The 15,495-nt window shown below is 74.0% G+C and carries 13 protein-coding genes; 3 read left to right on the top strand and 10 right to left on the bottom strand.

Features of this window, described 5'->3' with window-relative positions; genetic code table 11:
- The first annotated feature begins 2 nt into the window (after nucleotides 1-2).
- Nucleotides 3-800, top strand: coding sequence for an N-formylglutamate amidohydrolase (locus AFM16_RS33180; protein WP_078636125.1), 798 nt, complete (start codon nucleotides 3-5; stop codon nucleotides 798-800).
- Between the two features lie 22 nt (nucleotides 801-822).
- On the opposite strand, the gene AFM16_RS33175 is transcribed toward AFM16_RS33180, so the two are convergent.
- The 3 genes from AFM16_RS33175 to AFM16_RS33165 form a co-directional block, all read right to left on the bottom strand.
- Complete coding sequence (locus AFM16_RS33175) at nucleotides 823-1,311, bottom strand: hypothetical protein (RefSeq protein ID WP_107419336.1); 489 nt, start codon at nucleotides 1,309-1,311, stop codon at nucleotides 823-825.
- Nucleotides 1,312-1,316: 5 nt separating this feature from the next.
- The gene (locus AFM16_RS33170) at nucleotides 1,317-1,892 is read right to left on the bottom strand and encodes an RNA polymerase sigma factor (RefSeq protein WP_030790569.1); all 576 of its coding nucleotides are present in this window, start codon (nucleotides 1,890-1,892) and stop codon (nucleotides 1,317-1,319) included.
- An 87-nt stretch (nucleotides 1,893-1,979) separates the two neighbouring features.
- Entirely contained in the window at nucleotides 1,980-3,404 is a 1,425-nt protein-coding gene (locus AFM16_RS33165) for a S8/S53 family peptidase (RefSeq protein ID WP_078636123.1), read from the bottom strand.
- A 310-nt stretch (nucleotides 3,405-3,714) separates the two neighbouring features.
- Between AFM16_RS33165 and AFM16_RS33160 the strand changes: the two genes are divergently transcribed.
- Nucleotides 3,715-6,279, top strand: coding sequence for a CHAT domain-containing protein (locus AFM16_RS33160; protein ID WP_078636122.1), 2,565 nt, complete (start codon nucleotides 3,715-3,717; stop codon nucleotides 6,277-6,279).
- Between the two features lie 16 nt (nucleotides 6,280-6,295).
- Here AFM16_RS33160 and AFM16_RS33155 read toward each other — a convergent pair whose 3' ends face one another.
- Complete coding sequence (locus AFM16_RS33155) at nucleotides 6,296-8,056, bottom strand: LuxR family transcriptional regulator AbsR2 (protein ID WP_078636121.1); 1,761 nt, start codon at nucleotides 8,054-8,056, stop codon at nucleotides 6,296-6,298.
- Nucleotides 8,057-8,181: 125 nt separating this feature from the next.
- Between AFM16_RS33155 and absR1 the strand changes: the two genes are divergently transcribed.
- Nucleotides 8,182-9,264 carry a beta-glucuronidase AbsR1 gene (absR1, locus tag AFM16_RS33150; RefSeq protein WP_078636120.1) on the top strand — a complete coding sequence of 361 codons (1,083 nt, stop codon included), beginning with the start codon at nucleotides 8,182-8,184 and terminating at the stop codon, nucleotides 9,262-9,264.
- Between the two features lie 114 nt (nucleotides 9,265-9,378).
- Here absR1 and AFM16_RS33145 read toward each other — a convergent pair whose 3' ends face one another.
- From AFM16_RS33145 to AFM16_RS33125, 6 genes are all read right to left on the bottom strand, one after another.
- The gene (locus tag AFM16_RS33145) at nucleotides 9,379-10,527 is read right to left on the bottom strand and encodes an LLM class flavin-dependent oxidoreductase (protein ID WP_078636119.1); all 1,149 of its coding nucleotides are present in this window, start codon (nucleotides 10,525-10,527) and stop codon (nucleotides 9,379-9,381) included.
- On the bottom strand, nucleotides 10,520-11,611 hold the full coding sequence (locus AFM16_RS33140; protein WP_078636118.1) for an LLM class flavin-dependent oxidoreductase: 1,092 nt from the start codon (nucleotides 11,609-11,611) through the stop codon (nucleotides 10,520-10,522). The genes AFM16_RS33145 and AFM16_RS33140 overlap by 8 nt, the downstream gene beginning before the upstream one ends.
- Nucleotides 11,608-12,981 carry an NtaA/DmoA family FMN-dependent monooxygenase gene (locus tag AFM16_RS33135; protein ID WP_078636117.1) on the bottom strand — a complete coding sequence of 458 codons (1,374 nt, stop codon included), beginning with the start codon at nucleotides 12,979-12,981 and terminating at the stop codon, nucleotides 11,608-11,610. The genes AFM16_RS33140 and AFM16_RS33135 overlap by 4 nt, the downstream gene beginning before the upstream one ends.
- Before the next feature lie 22 nt (nucleotides 12,982-13,003).
- Entirely contained in the window at nucleotides 13,004-14,194 is a 1,191-nt protein-coding gene (locus tag AFM16_RS33130) for an LLM class flavin-dependent oxidoreductase (protein ID WP_078636116.1), read from the bottom strand.
- A gap of 75 nt (nucleotides 14,195-14,269) precedes the next feature.
- Nucleotides 14,270-14,335: a putative leader peptide gene (locus AFM16_RS40690; RefSeq protein ID WP_323188800.1), complete on the bottom strand. Its 66-nt coding sequence runs from the start codon at nucleotides 14,333-14,335 to the stop codon at nucleotides 14,270-14,272.
- 122 nt (nucleotides 14,336-14,457) lie between these two features.
- A complete protein-coding gene (locus AFM16_RS33125; protein WP_078636115.1) occupies nucleotides 14,458-15,483 on the bottom strand; it encodes a transporter substrate-binding domain-containing protein in 1,026 nt (341 codons plus the stop codon).
- Nucleotides 15,484-15,495: the final 12 nt, after the last annotated feature.

The raw sequence follows: 15,495 nt of genomic DNA, 5'->3' as shown, positions 1-15,495 counted from the left end.
CGATGTCCTCCGCCGACGCACCGTCCTTCGCGCTGCTGCCCGGCGGGGCCGGTTCGCCGGTGATTCTGCATGTGCCGCACTCGGCGCGGGAGATACCGGACACCGTGCGGGACGGGATCGTGCTGGACGACGGGGCGCTGGAGCAGGAGCTGGACCACATCACGGACGCGCACACCGCGGAGATCGCGGAGGCGGCGGGCCGGCTGGCCGCGGTGGCTCCGTGGCGGTTCGTCAACCGGCTGTCGCGGCTGGTCGTCGACCCGGAGCGGTTCCCGGACGAGCGGGAGGAGATGCGGGCCGTCGGGATGGGCGCCGTCTACACACGGACCACGCACCGCGAGGTGCTGCGGGCGGACGACGTCGGCCACGAGCCGCTGGTCGAGCGGTACTTCCGGCCGTACGCGCGGGCCGTGTCGCGGGCCGTGGCCGACCGGCTGGCCGCGGTCGGGCGGGCCGTCGTGATCGACGTGCACTCCTACCCGTCCGCGCCGCTGCCCTACGAGCTGCACGGGACCGGGCCGCGGCCGCCGGTGTGCCTGGGCACGGACCGCTTCCACACCCCGCCCGAGCTGCTCGCCGCCGCGCGGAAGGCGTTCGCGCCGGTCGGGGAGACCGGCCTGGACAGCCCGTTCGCCGGGACGTACGTCCCGCTGGAGTACTACGGGTCGGACGCCCGGGTGTCCGCGCTGATGGTGGAGATCCGCCGGGACACCTACATGACCGAGCCGGGCGGCCCCGCGGGCCCTGGACTGACCGCGCTGGCACGGGCGTTGGCGGACCTGGTGGACGCCGTGTCCTGACCGGCCGGCGCGCGGACCTCCCCTACGCGCGCAGCCACTCCGTGACGACCACCTCGCCGCCGGTGCGCAGCCGCAGCGCGAACGGGCCGCCGGACGGTCTGTCGCAGGTGAAGCGGCCCAGGGCGTCGGCGGTCAGCGGAACACCGGCGCGCGGGCCGTGCAGCACCTCGATGGAGGCGGTCTGCGGCGGCAGGAGCTGGCCCATCAGCCCGTCCCCGGTCACCTCGACGTCCACCGTGAGGTCGCCGGAGTGGAAGGTCAGCATCCGCGGCGCGTCCTCGGCTCCGCGCACCGGGATGGCGTCGGTCAGCGAGTCGAAGGTCAGCTCGGCGATCCGGGCGTCGAGGTCGTGCAGCGCGTACGCCTCGACCGCCGTCCGCCGCAGTTCGGCGGGGACCGGGTCGAGGATGGCGGCGGCCTGCCGCAGTTCCTCCTCCAGGGCGCCGAGGTCGAACTCCTCGTCGTCGAAGGTGTCTTCCCCCGGCCGGGGGCCATGGTCGTTGTCGTCGATGCCGTTCACAGTGCTCCCCGTGCGTCGAGTCGGGCCCGCAGGCGGCGCAGGCAGCGCTGGCGCATCGGTCCGATGCTGCCCACGGCGATGCCCAGGGCGGCCGACACCTCCTGATAGCTGGGCGGCGGTGAGGCGATCAGCACCCGCAGCAACTGCCGGCAGCGGTCGCCCAGCGCCTCGAACTCCTGCCAGAGGAAGCGGACGCGCTCGCTCTGCGCGGCCGCCTCCTCCGAGTCCAGTACCGATTCCTCCGGTGTGCGGTCCTCGCTGGCGCGGTCGAGGAGCTGCGGATCGTCGGTCGGTGTGAGCCGTCGGGCGCTCTTGATCACCTTCAGGCACTCGTTGCGCGCGGTGATCGCGAGCCAGGAACCCGCCTTGTCCGGTTCCCGGATCCGGCCCAGGTGCTGGGCGAAGCGGAACCAGACGGTCTGGTACACCTCGCTCCCGTCCGCGTCCGACAGGCGGTGCGAGCGCACCACCGACCAGACCAGCGGGCTCAGCCCTTCGACCAGTGCCTTCCAGGCCGCCGTGTCACCGTCGACGGCGGACTGGACGAGCGCGCCGACATCAGTACGGTCCACGGCCCCACCCCTCGTGTACGGCCTGTCATCGTACGCCGTGGCGGGGCATCGCTCGGACCTCATGACGGTGTCCTCATGACCGCTTCCTCATGCCGGCCCGACCGGGACCGGGCGCCAGGTGGCGGGCAGCAGAGCCGGCACGTGCGCGCCGCGCACCTCGGCGAACTCGACGTTCTTCTCCAGGAGTTGCCGGGCCGCCGCGCGCGGGTCGGTCTCCTGGTGGGCCGTCATGTGGGCGGCGACGAGTCCGGCCACCACGGGCGTCGCGAAGGACGTGCCGCTCCAGGACGCGTAGCCCTCGAACATCACCTGGTCCGGCTTGCCCGTGCCGTCGCTGAGGACGCCGTTGTGGCGCGGGGAGCGGCAGGTGCAGGCGTAGCCGAAGCCGTAGCGGCAGGCGTCGTAGGTGGAGTGCTGGTAGATGTACGGGACGGGGCTGTCGAAGCCGGTGAGGGCGCTGGTGAGGCGCTCGCCGGGGGCGTAGACGCGGACCCAGCCGCCGTGGTTGCTGAAGCAGGCGCCGTACTCGCCGTCGCCGCGCAGCGCGCCGACCGACAGGACCGCGTCGGCGTAGTCGGGCTGGGTGGCGTAGGCGGCGGGCCAGAAGGGGGTGGCGCTGGCGTTGTTGCCGGCGGCGGCGACCAGCAGGGTGCGCTGTCCCCTGAGCGCGCGCATGAAGCCCTCGACGCCGAGCAGTCCGTCGACGCGGCCGTTGGAGCTGCCGGCGGAGAGGCTGAGGATGTCGGGCCAGCCGCCTTCCTCGACGGCGTCGAACAGCGCCTCGCCGAAGGCGTCCTCCAGGATCGCGCCGGCGTCGTTGAGGGTGCCGCGCACGGTGACGGCGGTGTTGGGCGCGACGGCCGCGACGAGTCCGGCGATGAACGTGCCGTGTCCGACGTACTGCTGGAGGACGCCGTCGTCGTCCGTCTCGCGGATCTGGAGGTCGCCGTCGGTGTGGGCGAGCGGCGGGTAGGAGCGGTAGTCGTGCATCAGGCCGGTGTCGACGACCAGGACGCCGACGGCGCTCGCCGGGTCGTAGGTGCCCGGCGCCGGGGAGGGGTTGGGCTGCTCGGTGTGGGCCACGGGCACGGGCTCGTCGCCGGGGCAGGCGTTGACGGCGATGGACACCACGTGGTTGCGGCTGACGAGCCGGTGGCCGGTGCGGCCCTCCGCGGTGCGCAGCGCGCGCAGGGCTCCGGCGACGGCGTCGTCCCCGCCGCCGCGGATCCCGGGGCCGCGGTCGGAGGGGTCGCCGACCTGGATGCGGGTGATGCCGGAGCGGTTGGTCCGCGGTCCGGCGCGCCGTACGTGGTCGCCGACGAGTCCGGCGGTGGCGGTGAAGTGGTCGCGCACGGTGTCCTCGACGACCCGCGCCTCCTCGCCGTCGCGGGCGAGGACCACGCCCCGCTCGTAGATGAACTCGGCGGAGTCGTCCGGCCCCATCGCCAACGGGACGTCGGGCAGCGAGCGTTGGATCTGATCGAACTGCTCGTGGAATCGCTGTGGTGCCATGGCGTGTCCTCCCCAGTGCCGATGTCGTCAGTCTGAGCCGCGAGGCCCGGTCCTGATACAGCAGTTGCGACGGCCGGGACGGGGGGTGCGGTTGCGGACACCGAGGGTGCGTTCGTCCGCGCGCGCCCCACCCGTCCACCGGGCGCCGGGCGTGCACGCCGTCCACGCGCCGCCAAGTACGTTGACATGATGTCCAATTGATATCCCCGGATACGGCACCGAACGGGTGTGGGGTACCGGCCGGAGCACTACCATCCGTGGAGTGACAGCGGGAACAACGGGCAACGAATCGGTTCTCGAACTGCTGCCGATGGTGTTCGCCGCCCCCAACGACGCGTTGTCGCGGGCGGAAGGAGTCCTCGACACCGACCCGACGCCGTTGCACGCCTCGGTCGCCCATCAGGTGATCGGCATCTGGCAGCGGGACTGGGGCGATCTGCGGATCGCTCTGGACCATCTGCGGCGCGCCCGTGACCTCGCGGCCCGCGCGGACTCGGCGGAGCGCGAGGCCGATGTGCTGGCCACGCTCGGGGTGGCGCTGATCCACGCCGGGCGTACCCGGCAGGGCCTGGAGGCGTTCGAGCGGGGCGTGGAGCGCGGCAGCGGGCACACCCGCGCGCGGGTGCTGTACCGGCGGGCCTACTCCTGGTGGGTGCTCGGGCACCACCGCGAGGCGCTGGAGGACGTACGGCGGGCGATTCCCGTGCTGCGCGGGGCGGACGACGTCATCTGGACGGCGCGCGCCCTCACCCTGCGCGCCACCGTGCATCTCGCGCTCGGCTCGGTGGAGCGGGCGGAGGCGGACTTCACGGCGGCCGAGGCGCTGTGGGACACCACGGGCCAGGAGCACGACAAGGCGGACGCGGTGGAGAGCCGGGGGCTGGCCGCGTTCCGTTCCGGGGACGTCCCGGCCGCGCTGCGGCTGCTGGACGAGGCCGAGGAGCGGTACGCCAAGCTCGGCACGCCGACCTTCATGCTCAACATCCGGCGCTGCGAGGTGCTGATGGCGGCCGGGCTCGCGCCGGAGGCGCTGGCCGAGGCGGACGCGGCGATCGCGGTCCTCGACGGCATCGGCGGGCAGTCCACGCGCAAGGCGGAACTGCTGCTGGTGGCGGCGAGGGCGGCCAGGCTGGCGGGCGACCCGGGGACGGCGATCGCGCGGGCGGCGGTGGCTGAGCGGCTCTTCGCGGGGCAGCGGCGCGGCTGGTGGGAGACGCACGCCCGGCTGGTGCTGATCGAGGCGCGGGTGGCGACCGGGCGGGGCTCGGGCCGGCTGGTGGCGGACGCGGCCCGGCTGGCGGAGCGGCTGTCGGCGTTCGGGGCGCCCGCCGCGCCCGAGGCGTGGCTGCTGGCGGGCCGGATCGCGCTCGGCCTGGACTGGACGGCGGACGCCGAACGCTATCTGGAGATCGCGGCGCGCAGCCGCCGCAGCGGGCCGCCGCTGGCCCGGATGACGGGCTGGGCGGCGCAGGCCCTGTGGGCGCGGGCCACCGGCTCCGGGCGGGGCGTGCTGGAGGCGTGCCGGCGCGGCCTGGACGTGCTCGACGACCACCGGATGACGCTGGGCGCCTCCGAGTTGAGGGCGCGGGCCACCGCGCAGGGCGCCGAACTGGCGGCGCTGGCCCAGCAGGTGAGTCTGGAGCGGGGCGGGCCCCGGCAGTTGCTGGGCTGGAGCGAGCGGTGGCGGGCGACGGCGCTGTCCACCCCGCCGACCCGGCCGCCCGCCGACCCGGAGCTGCTGAGCGGGCTGACGGCCTTCCGGGAGATCGCGGCCCGCGCGGAGAGCGCGCGGATGGACGGGCGCCCGGTGCCCGCCCTGGAGCGGGAACAGCGCAGGCTGGAGCGGGAGATCCGGTCCCGGACCCTGCACAGCCGCGGGGACGCGCCCGGGGACGGCGCCCGGTTCCAGGCGAAGCGGCTCCTGGAGCGGCTCGGGGACACCCGGCTCGTCGAACTCGCCGTCCTGGACGGGCGGGTGCAGGTGCTGCTGTGCGGCGGCGGCAAGGTGCGGCGGTTCGCGGGCGGGCTGCTCGCCGAGGCGGAGCACGAGGCCGAGTACGTGCAGGCCGCGCTGCGCCGGCTGGCCCATCCGGGCGCGGAGGGGCGGCTGCCGCTGGCCGAGGCCGCCGGACGGCGTCTGGAGGAACTGCTGCTCGGTGAGGCGGCGGGGCATCTTGGGCCGGGACCGGTGGTCGTGGTCCCGCCGGCCCGGCTGCACCGGGTGCCGTGGGCGCTGCTGCCGTCGCTGCGGGAGCGGGTGGTCAGCGTGTCGCCGTCGGCGAGCGGCTGGCTGCGCGCCCGCGAGACCGAACCGCCACCCGGCCGGCGGCACGTCCTGGTGCGCGGGCCCGGCCTCGCCACCGGCGGGGCCGAGGTACCGGAGGTCGCCGGACGCTACGGTCGGCCCACGGTGCTGGAGCACGCCGACGCGCGCGTGCCGCGGGTGCTGGAGGAACTGGACGGGGCGACCCTCGCGCACATCGCGGCGCACGGCACCTTCCGCGCCGACAGCCCGATGTTCTCCTCCCTGCGGATGGCGGACGGCCCGCTGATCGTCCACGACTTCGAGCGCCTCGCCCGCAGCCCGTACCGGATCATCCTGTCGAGCTGCGACACCGCCCGGCTCGCCCCGGCCGGCGCCGACGAACTCCTCGGCCTGGTCACCGCGTTGCTGCCGCTCGGCACGGCGGGCGTGGTCGCGAGCAGCGCGCCCGTCAACGACGCCGCCGTGGTCCCCCTGATGCTGGCGCTGCACCGCGGCCTGAGCGGCGGCCTCTCCCTGGCCGAGGCCCTCCGCGACGCCCGCGCCGCCCTGCCCGGCGACTCCGTCCACCGGGCGACGGGCTGGGCGTTCACCGCGTTCGGGGCGGCCTGACCACTGACTGGGCCTCCTAGGCGGGCTGTTCCACCAGCCACGGCAGGGTCGTGCGGTCGGCGGTGCCGAGGCGGGCGTAGGCGCCGTAGAGGTGGTTGCCGACGGTGCGGACGGAGAGGGTGAGGCGCTCGGCGATCTGTCGGTTGGTGAGGCCGGCCGCGGCGAGGGTGACGATCTGGCGCTGGCGGGCGGTGAGTTCGCCCAGCGCCGGTCCGGACAGGGCCGGGGTGCGGGCGCCCTGGCAGCGGCGGGCGAGCGCGGCCGCGCGGGTGCGGGCGGTACGGGCCGCGGTGGGGTCGCGGTGCGCGGAGGCGGCCTGGGCGTACGCCTCGGCGGCGTACAACAGGAAGCCGCGCTCGCCGAGTTCGGCGGCCACCCGGTCCAGGGCGGCCCCGTCGGCACGGGCCAGCGCACGCGCGTGCCGGGCGAACACCCCGTCCGGCGGCAGCAGTTCGAGGGCCCGCTCGGGAGCACCGAGGCGTACGGCGTCGTAGGCGTCGGGGTCGTCGGTGACGCCGTCGTCGGTGGCGCCGTCGTCGGGGCCGGGTTCGCCCGACCGGGCTGCCGTCAGGGCGAGTTCGCGGCGGCAGGCAGGGTGCCGGGGTGTCTCGGACAGGCCCTCGCGGGCCCAGGCCGCGGCCTCGCGGAGTTCGCCGCGCAGCCGGGCGAAGCGGGCGCGGACGGCGGCGTACCCGGCCGGGACGGGCGCGCCCTCGGCGACCAGCCACTCCCCCACCGGGGTGCGGGCGGTGCGGACGTCGTCGCGGGCGATGCCGTCGAGCAGGGCGGCGGCCTCCGTGTCGAGGGCGTCGGTGAGCGGCCCGCGCAGCCCGGACAGCCGCCGTGCGCGCAGCCGTCCGGCGGTGGCGCGCAGCATCGTGCCGTGCAGGGGGTGGGCGAGGCGCACGGTGTCGTCGTCCGCCACCTCGATCAGGGCGTCCGCCTCCAGGCGTTCCAGGGCCCGCAGGTCCAGGGTGCCGGCGGGCAGCGGCAGGGGTTCGGCGAAGGCGAGGCGGTCCAGAGCCTCGCGCTCCTCGGGGCAGGGGCGAGCCAGGACGGCGGCGGCGCGCTCGCGCAGCGCCGGGGTCGGCGGCACCGGGCCGCGCCACGCCCACAGGCCGGTCTCGGGCAGGCGGGTGAGCAGGCCCGTGTCGTGGACGGCGGCCGTCAGGTCCCGCAGCAGCCGCAGGTCGCCCCGGCACAGCCCACGCAGCCGGTGCGCGGTGAGGGCGTCCAGGGGGCCGCCCGCCGCGGCCTCCAGGAGCGGGTCCGTGGCGTCGTCGGGGAGCGGCGCGAGGGCGAGCCGGGGCAGTGCCTCGCCGGTGCGCAGGCGGGTCACCGCGGCGGGCGCGGGCACGCCGTCCGTGACGGTGACCAGCAGCCGGGTGCGGCCCTGGACGGCGAGGTGGTGGAGCAGGGCGGCGGAGGCGTCGTCCAGCAGATGCGCGTCGTCGACGCACAGCAGCCGCACCCCGGACAGCAGGCGCACGGCGCGGTGGAGGGTGACGGACTCGGGCAGTACGGGGGCGAAGGCGCCGAAGGGGGTGGTCCGGGTCTCGGGGGTCGGGGACACCCGGACGCAGTCGGTGCCGCGCACCGCCTCGGCGGCCAGCCGGGTACGGCCGCAGCCGGCCGGTCCGGTCACCACGATCCCGGGCCGTCCCGCCGCCAACGACCGCCGCACCAGGTCGAGTTCCTCCTCCCGTCCGGTGAACGGCCAGTGCGGGCGCAGGGTCTCGGCGCGCGGTGCGACGGTGGCCGCCCGAAGCGGGGTCACGGCACGAGGTGTCACGGCGTGGGGAGTCACACCATGTGGAGTCGGTGTACTCACGCCTGATACAGGGCGACTTGAGTAGCCCCCGACTCAGGCGCCGGGGCGACGGGGCGCGGCACTGTGGGGGCATGACGGCCCGCTACTGCTCCCTGCCGCGGCAGCCGGCCCCCGTGTTCGCCCCGGGGCTGGCCGCCGAACGGCTCGGCGCGCTGCTCAGCGGGCGCCGGATGTGGGTCAACGGCACGGTCCTGCACTACCACTTCTTCGACGGCGAGGGCGACGGGTCGGTCATTGCCGTACCGGGTTCCGGCGGCACCCGGTGGGTGTCCTGGGTGGGCGACGAGGCCCAGCGGGACGTGGTGCGCGACTGCTTCGGCGCCTGGTCCGGGCTCGGCATCGGGGTGTCGTTCGCCGAGGTCGCCGACCGCTCGGAGGCGGAGCTGCGGATCGGCTTCCAGCAGGGCGACGGCTCCTGGTCGGCGGTGGGCCGTGACGCGCTGTTCGCCGGACTCGCCGAGCGCACCATGAACTTCGGCTGGGATCTGACCGCGCCCGGTGAACGGGCCACGGCCCTGCACGAGATCGGGCACGCGCTCGGTATGCAGCACGAGCACCAGAGCCCGTTCGCCGGGATCCACTGGGACGACGAGGCGGTGTACGCCGATCTGGCGGGCCCGCCGAACCACTGGAGCCGGGACCGCACCTACGTCAACATCCTGCGCAAGCTGGACCCTGCCGAGGTCAACGGCTCGGTGTGGGACCCGCATTCGGTGATGGAGTACCCCTTCTCCGCCGGACTGATCCTGGAGCCCGAGCAGTTCCGCGGGGGTGTCCATCCCAGCGGTGAACTGTCGGCGCTGGACAAGGAGTTCGTGCTGCGCTGGTATCCGTCGGCGGCCGCGCAGCCGCCGGAGCTGGTGCCGTTCCGGTCGGTGCCGCTGTCGCTGGGGCCGGGCGGGCAGGCCGACTTCGCGGTGGAGCCGCCGGAGACCCGCGAGTACACCGTCGGCACCTTCGGCGACGGGGACGCCGTGGTGGTGGTGTTCGAGGAGCGGGACGGCGTGCCCCGCTTCCTCGCGGGCCGCGACGACGGCGGCACCCCGGACAACGCCACGATCCGGGCCCGCCTGGTCAAGGGCCGCCGCTACTTCGTCCGGGTGCGGCTCTACTCCGGGTGGGGGTCGGGCCGTACGGCGGTCATGTGCTGGTGACACCGGCCACGACCGCCCTCGATACCGCAGTCCGGCGCCGGGGGAAGCGCCGGGATCACGTCCCCTCGGGGGAGGGTGACGTGATCCCGGCGCACCGGCGTCCCGCGGCCGGTGTCAGGGGGCCTCGGGCAGGTGCCCGCGGCGGCGCCACTCGTCGGCGAGCAGGGTGTAGGAGCGGACCCGGTCGGTGTGGTCGTGGGTGATGGTGGTGATGAGCAACTCGTCGGCGCCGGTGGCCTCCTGGAGCTGTTCCAGCCGGTCGGCGACCTGGGCCGGGGTGCCGGTGAACTGGGTGTCGAGCCGGTCCTGGACGAGGGCCTGGTCCTCGTCCGTCCAGGGCAGGGCGCGGGCCTGCTCCGGGGTGGGGAAGGCGATGGCGCCCTCGGCGGTGCGGATGCTGCGCACCCACGGCCCGTACCCGGCGGCCAGCTCCCGGGCGCGGTCCTCGTCCTCGGCGACGACGACATCGGCGGAGACGCTCACGTACGGCCGGTCGAGGGTCTCCGAGGGCTTGAAGCGGGCCCGGTAGCCGTCCACGGCCTCCAGGACGGTGGCCGGGCTGACGTGGTAGTTCGCCGCGAAGCGCAGTCCGCGGGCGCCCGCGACCTCGGCGCTGGTGCCGCCGCTGCTGCCCAGGATCCACACCTGGACGTCGGCGCCCTCGCCGGGCACGGCATGGGCCTCCAGGCCCTCCGGGGAGCGGTAGCTGCCGGCGAGCAGGGCGAGGAGGTCGTCGATCTGCTCGGCGTAGTCCTGGGACTCGGCGCCGGGCAGTTTGAGCAGTCTGAGCTGGAGGGCGATCCGCGGGGAGCCGAGGAGGTTCTCGAAGGAGAACCGGGGCGGGATGACCAGCCCGTTGGGCGCCCGGCCGTCGACCACCGGGGTCGCGGTGGGCGGCGGTTCGGCCGGGCGGCCGGAGGGGCCGCCGCCGGAGCGGCCCACGCCGAGGTCGAGCCGGCCGGGGTGCAGGGCGTCGATCAGCCCGAACTCCTCGACCGTGTTCAGCGCGGTGCGGTGGCCGAGCTGGACGGCCCCGGAGCCGAGCCGGATGGTGTCGGTCACGGCGGCGGTGAGGGCGAGGAGGACGGCGGGTGAGGTGCCCGCGACGCCGGGGTTGAGGTGGTGTTCGGCGAACCAGTAGCGGCTGTAGCCGACCTGTTCGGCCCGGCGGGCGAGGTCGAGGGAGTTGCGCAGTGCGTCGGAGGCCGTCGCCCCGGCCGGGACCGGGACCAGGTCGAGGACGCCGAGGGGTGTCTCAGGCACGGGCGGGCTCCTCCTCGGCGGGCGCCGCCGGGAGCACCGGGCCCCAGGCGAACGGCGGGTCGGGTATCTCCTTGCGCAGCACCGGCGCCACCTGCGCCTGGAACCGCTCCAGCGAGTCGCGGTGCTGAAAGTCCGTCAATCCGCTCGCGTCCGCCTGTAGATGGAGCACGGAGTGCCCGAACTGCTCGTGGTAGCGGTGGACTTTGTCGATCACCTGCTGCGGGCTGCCGATCAGGGCGGAGCTGCGCTCGACGAAGTCCTCCAGCGTCTCGAAGACGACGGGCAGGCCGGTACGGCGCTGGAAGTCGAGGTTGCTCTCGAAGATCGGCCGGTACGTCTCGCGCGCCTCCTGCGAGGTGCGGGCCACGTACACCCCGGCCGATCCGGCGCCGACCGCGATGTCCGCCGGGTCGTGGCCGTAGTGCTCCCAGCGTTCGCGGTAATGGCGGACCAGTTCGGCGTAGGGCTCGACGGGGTGGGTGACGTTCGCGGAGAACAGCGGGTCGCCGTAGCGGGCGGCCAGGTCCACGGACTCCTTGCTGGTGGCGCTGCCGTGCCAGACGCGGACCGGCCGCTGGTAGGGCCGGGGCCACACCTCGGCGTCCTTCAGCTCGGGCCGGAAGCGGGTGGCCGCGGTGACCTTGTCGTGGCGCCAGATCTGCCGGAACACCTCGTAGCTCTCGGCGTTGCGCTCCCACTGGTCCTCGGGGGTGACGTGGAACAGGTCGCGCTGGGCGGAGCCGTTGCCCTTGCCGATGATCAGGTCGAGGCGGCCGCCGGAGAGATGGTCGAGGGTGGCGTAGTCCTCGTAGGCGCGGACCGGGTCGAGGAGGCTGAGGGTGGTCACGGCGGTGAACAGCCGGATCCGCCGGGTCAGGGCGGCGACATGGCTGAGGACGACGGTCGGCGAGGAGGAGATGAACGGCCGTTCGTGCCGCTCCCCCACGCCGAAGCCGTCGAAGCCGAGTTCCTCGGCGAGCAGGGCGTTGTCGAGCACCTCGCGGAAGCGGTCCTGAGTGGACTTCAGGACGCCGGTGACCGGGTCCGGGCGGTGCACGATCAGGGTGATGGCGAGGAACTTCACGACGCGGCCCGCTCGTGGCGGATGTCGTCCGGGTGCGCGAGGCCGAGGTGGTCGCGCAGGGTGGTGCCCTCGTACTCGGTGCGGAAGACGCCCTGTTCCTGGAGGAGCGGGACGACCTGGTCGGCGAAGGTGTCGAGGCCGCCCGGGGTGAGGTGCGGGACCAGGATGAAGCCGTCGCTGGCGTCGGCCTGGACGTAGTCGTTGATGGTGCGGGCGACGGTCTCGGCGGAGCCGACGAAGTTCTGCCGGTTGCCGGTCTCGATGACCAGGTCGCGGATGGACCAGTTGTTCGCCGCGGCGCGCTCGCGCCATTCGCGGGCGGTGGCGATCGGGTCCCGGTACATCCGGACCTGGGCGCGGCCGCGGGCGATGTGGTGCTCGCCGGGGTCGGGGTCGATGTCGGGCAGCGGGCCCTCCGGGTCGTAGCCGGAGAGGTCGCGGTTCCAGACGAACTCCAGGTGCTTGATCGCGGTGGCGCCGCTGACCTGCTGGCGGCGGACGTCGCGGGCGATCTCCTCGGCCTCCGCGTCGGTGTCGCCGAGGACGAAGCTGGCGGCGGGCAGGATCAGGAGCTGGTCGGGGCGGCGGCCGTAGCGGGCGAGGCGGGACTTGACGTCGGTGTAGAAGGCGCGGCCGTCGTCGAGTCCGGCGTAGCGGCTGAAGATGGCGTCGGCGGCGGAGGCGGCGAACTCGCGGCCCTCGTCGGAGTCCCCGGCCTGGAAGATCACCGGGCGGCCCTGGGGGCTGCGCGGCACGTTGAACCGGCCGTGGATGTCGAAGTGCCGGCCCTCGTGGACGAACGCGCCGGCCTTGGCATCGCGCAGGAAGGTGCCGGTGGCCTGGTCGGCGAGGATCTCGTCGCCCTGCCAGGAGTCGAAGAGTTCGTTCGCCGTGGCGAGGAACTCCTTGGCGCGGGAGTAGCGCTCCTCCTGCGGGAGGAAGCCGCCGCGGCGGAAGTTCTCGCCGGTGAAGGCGTCCCAGGAGGTGACGACGTTCCACGCGGAGCGGCCGCCGGAGAGGTGGTCGAGGCTGGCGAACTGGCGGGCCACCTCGTAGGGCTCGTTGAAGGTGGAGTTGATGGTGCCGGTCAGTCCGAGGTGTTCGGTGACGGCGGCGAGCGCGGCGAGGACGGTGAAGGTGTCGGGGCGGCCGACGACGTCCAAGTCGTAGATCTTGCCGCCCTGTTCGCGCAGGCGCAGGCCCTCGGCGAGGAACAGGAAGTCGAACTTGGCGCGTTCGGCGGTGCGGGCGAAGTGGGCGAAGGAGCTGAACTCGATATGGCTGCCGGCCCGCGGGTCGCTCCACACGGTGGTGTTGTTGACGCCGGGGAAGTGCGCGGCCAGGTGGATCTGCTTCAGGGGCTTGCTCATGGTCGTCGGCTCTCCGTCCGGCTCAGGCTGCGGCATAGCGGTTGGCGGGGCGGGTCAGACCGAGGAGCCCGCGCAGGGTGTCGGCCTCGTAGGCGCGGCGGAAGGCGTCGCGGCGCTGGAGTTCGGGGACCAGGCCGCGGGTGATCGCCGGCAGGTCGTGGCCGGCGACGGCGGGGCGCAGCCGGAACCCGGTGAGTCCGGCCTCCTGGAACTCCTGGAGCAGGTCGGCGAGTTGGGCGGGGGTTCCGGTGAAGATCCGGGCGTCGCTCGTGAACTCCTCGCCCGCCAGGGCGTCGAGGCGCTCGCGGCGGGCGGCGGCCTCGGCGGGGTCCTCGTCGAGGAAGACCACCAGGTCACCGAAGATGTGCAGCGGTTCGGCGGTCCGGCCCACCGCGTCCTGTTCGGCGCGGATCTCGGCGACGATCGCGCGGGCCTGTCCGGTGTCGTGGGGCGTGACGAAGCCGAGGTCGGCGGCGCGGGCCACCAGCCGGTAGGGGACGGTGTCGTGGGCGAGGGCGGCGACCAGGGGCTGGCCCTGCGGCGGGCGCGGGGTGATGGAGGGGCCCTTGACGCTGAAGTGGCGGCCCTCGAAGTCGATGTAGTGCAGCTTGTCGCGGTCGATGAAGCGCCCGGTGGCCGCGTCCCGGATCTCGGCGTCGTCCTCCCAACTGTCCCAGAGCCGGCGGACGACCTCGACGTGGTCGGCGGCCTCGTCGAACAGGTCGGCCACCACCGGGCCGCGCAGGTCGTCGATCGGCGGGATCGTACGGCGGCCGAAGTGGGCGGCGTCGCTCTGCCGGCCGGTGATCTGGACGCGTACACCGGCGCGGCCGGTGCTGACGTAGTCCAGGGTGGCGATGGCCTTGGAGAGGTGGAAGGGCTCGGTGTGGGTGGTGACCGCGGTCGGCACCAGCCCGATGTGACGGGTGAGCGGGGCGACGCGGGAGGCGGTCAGGACGGCGTCGAGGCGGCCGCGGACCTGGTCGGTGCGGTCGTCCGGATCGAGGAAGTGGGAGGACTGGAGGCCGAGGCCGTCCTCGAAGGTGACGAGGTCGAGGAGGCCGCGCTCGGCCTCGGTGACCTGGTCGGCCCAGTAGCGGGCGGTGAACAGCTCGCGGGGGCGGGCGACCGGCTCGCGCCAGGAGGCGGGATGCCAGCCGGTGCCGTCGAGGGCGACGGCGAGGTGCAGCGGGGAAAGGGATGCTGAGGACACGGTGGTGCCTTCCTGGAGGTCCGTACGAGAGCGCACGTCACCCGCGCCATGGGGTGCGGCATCGGGGAACGGGTGTCAGGAGCGACAGAGCGCGCCGGCCACGCGCTGGAGGTCGATGTGGGCCCGGGAGTGGAGGTGCACGGCGTGGAAGGTGGACGTCACGGCCTTGCACCTCCCTCTCCCGGGGCGCGCTGTCGCGCCTCACATGCCTCTTCTACGGTGGAACGCCCTGGCCGGACCCGATGTTCCCGGCTGACGGCGTGTCAGGAATTGTCGAGCGGCAGGCCGGGCGGGTTCACCTCGGACTTGGCGACGGCCTCGTTGGAGAGGTTGTAGACCTCCAGCCACGTGGCGTACTGGCCGTTGTCGATGAGGTAGTTGATGGCCTCGGCGAGCGGCTCGGCGAGACCGCTGTCCTTCTTCGCGGTGGCGGCGATCAGGCCCTGGAGGGTCTCGCCCGCGCCGGAGAAGGTGCCCGCGTTGGCGGTCGCGTTGGCCGTGCCCGCGGTCTTGGCGACGTTGTAGGCGATGCCGGGGTTGGGGCCGAAGTAGGCGTCGATCTTGCCGCTGTTGAGGGCGAGATAGGTGCCGTTGCGGTCCGGGTAGTACTTGACGGTGAGCTTCTTGCCCTCGCTCTCCAGCTTCTTCTTCCACTCCAGCAGGATCTTCTCCTGGTTGGTGCCGGAGCCGACGGAGACGGTGAGTCCCGCGAGGTTCTTGTAGTCGCCGTCGAACTTCCAGGTGCTGGACTTCTTCACCTCCCAGCCGAGGTTGTCCTGGCGGTAGGAGGCGAACTCGTACTTCTTCTTGCGCTCCTCGGTGTCGGTGACGTTGGAGAAGGCCACGTCGACCTTGCCGCTGTCGATGCCGACGAACAGGTTCTCCCAGGTGAAGTTCTTGGTCTCGGGCTCCAGGCCGAGGACCGCCGCCACCAGTCGGCCGAGGTCGGGCTCGGCGCCGGTGAGGGTCTTCTGGTCGTCGCCGACGTAGGCCAGCGGGGCGAAGCCGGAGGGCAGGGCGCCGACGCCGATGGTGAGCTTGCCGCTCTTCTTCACGGCGTCCGGCAGCTTGGCGCTGATGGACTTCACCTCCGAGACCTTGATGGTGGTCTCCTTGGCGGCGCCGTTGGACACGCGGCCGACGGTCACGCCCCCGGCGGCGGCGCTGTCGGTCGTGGTGGCGGCGTCGCTGTCCCCACCGCAGGCGGCGAGCCCGGTGGCGAGGGTGGCGACCGCGGTCGCCGCGGTGATGCCGCGTATCAGGCTGCGTCGGGTGACGTGGGCAGACATGGGCCGTCCTTT

It is taken from the genome of Streptomyces antibioticus (assembly GCF_002019855.1).
GTDB classification, from domain to species: Bacteria; Actinomycetota; Actinomycetes; order Streptomycetales; family Streptomycetaceae; genus Streptomyces; species Streptomyces antibioticus_B.
The sequence above is the reverse complement of the archived record's forward strand: the minus strand, read 5'-3'. Positions and strand labels throughout refer to the sequence as shown.